Genomic DNA, 1,874 nt, shown 5'->3' on the forward strand with positions numbered 1-1,874 from the left:
CGCTCCCGCATGCCGGTCAGACCGTGCCCCGTGCCGGGCCCGGGGGCCGCGTCGGAGCCGGCCTCCGGGCGGGCGGCCGGCGCGGGACCGTCGTCGCGGACGCGCAGGGTGAGCAGCCGGTCGGCGCCGTAGTCGACCTCCACCACCGTACGGGCACCGGGCGCGTGCTTGCGCGCGTTGGTCAGTGCCTCCTGGGCGATCCGGTAGGCGGACAGTTCCCACGCGGCGGGCAGGGGCACCCGGTCACCGGTGATCCTCAGTTCGGCCGCGCCGCCCACCGCCCGGTGCTGCTCGACCAGTTCGGCGAGGTGGCCGAGGGTGGGCTGGGGGGCGGTGAGCGCCGTGTCGCTGCGCGAGGTGCGCAGGACGCCGAGCAGGCGGCGCAGTTCGCCCATGGAGGAGCGGGCGGTGGCGGCGATCTGCTGGAAGCCGTCGCGGGCCTCGGGGGTGAGGCCCGGGGTGGTGTAGGTGGCGCTCTCGGCCTGGACGGCGATCATCGACACCGAGTGCGAGACGATGTCGTGCAGTTCACGGGCGATGGCCGCCCGCTCGGCCTCGGCGGCCTGCTGCCGTTCCATCGCGATCAGCTTGGCCTGGGACAGGCTCCTCTCCTCGCGGGTCTCCTCCCGGGAGCGCACCGCGTCGCCCATCATCACCGCCCCGAAGACGACCACGGTCAGCAGGAACGACTCGGCGAACAGGCTGAGTGAGCCCTTCTCCCACAACGCGGGCACCGGAAGCTCCATGCGCGACCAGGTGTTGATGTGCACCAGGTTCACGCACAGGGCTCCGAGCGCGCCGCCGGCGACGGTCACGGCGGGGTGCAGCACCCGGTTGCGGCCGAGCGAGTAGCAGCCGATCAGCCCGCTCGCCACGATCGAGAGGTACAGGTTGACGTCCCCGGCGAACCCCAGGAGGCCGGCGGCGACGGTGAGCACCGCGACGGGCGGGAAGGACCTGCGCCACATCAGCGAGGCGGAGGACACCAGCACCCCGACGGTGGTCGTCGGGGACCCGGGGATGGCGAGCAGTTCCGCGACGGCCCCGGCGGTCAGGGCGCCGCCGGTGACCCAGGGGTAGGCGGGTGCGGCGATCCGGTCGCGGATCCACCGTTGCGGCGGCGTACGCATACGCCCATGATCCCGGCCGGCCCGGGACGGCGCGTCACCGCACGGGTGGAGTTCGCGGGCGGATGTCGTACCACGGGTCGACTGCCGGGTGCGGAGCCTCGGTTGACGCCGTGCGGGCCGCGGATTCCTAGCGTCGAGGGACATGTGGAGGATTCTTCGGGAACAGGCCGCGACCTGCGTCTTCGGGCGGGTGGAGCGGTATGTGTGGGCCGGGTTCGCGGTCGGCGCGGTGGGCCTCGCGGTGGTGTCCGGGCTCGGGCCGCACCGGGTGTGGGGCGCGGTGGCGGGGGCGGCGTACGCGGCGGCCGCGGTCCTGGCGTCCGGTGCCCGGCCGCGTCGCGTGGCCCGTGCGGTGGCCGTGCTGGGGGCGGTCGTGGTGCCGCTCGTGGGGCTGGTGGCGGCGGGGCTCGGGCAGTCGGAGGTCGCGGTCGTCGAGCGGTCGGGGCGGCTGCTGCTCACCACCGGCAGCCCGTACCTCACCGACCCCGCGGCGGTCACCGACTTCAACCCCTACCTGCCCGGCATGGCGCTCTTCGGCGTGCTGCCCGGGGATCCCCGCTGGTGGCTGGGCGGCGCGTGCGTGGCGGCCCTGGCCGGCGCCGGGCTGCACCGGGCCCCGCTGCTCGCGTGCCCGCTGATCGCGCTGCCCCTCGCGGTGGGCGGGGTCGACCTGCCGGTGGCCGCCCTGATGTGCCTCGGCCTCGCGCTCGCCGGCCAAGGGCGTCCTGGGCGCGCCGGTTTGGC

Annotated in this window: 1 protein-coding gene and 1 pseudogene; one reads left to right on the forward strand and one right to left on the reverse strand. The window is 75.4% G+C overall.

Features of this window, described 5'->3' with window-relative positions; all coding sequences use genetic code 11:
- Positions 1–1,130 (reverse strand): sensor histidine kinase (locus GTW67_RS32720; protein ID WP_161168380.1); only part of this gene is annotated, 1,130 nt, incomplete at its 3' end.
- Positions 1,131–1,272: 142 nt separating this feature from the next.
- Here GTW67_RS32720 and GTW67_RS32725 point away from each other — a divergent pair.
- Positions 1,273–1,874, forward strand: a pseudogene (locus GTW67_RS32725) (glycosyltransferase 87 family protein); the annotation flags it as partial.

It is taken from the genome of Streptomyces sp. SID5910, from assembly GCF_009862125.1.
Lineage (GTDB): Bacteria > Actinomycetota > Actinomycetes > Streptomycetales > Streptomycetaceae > Streptomyces.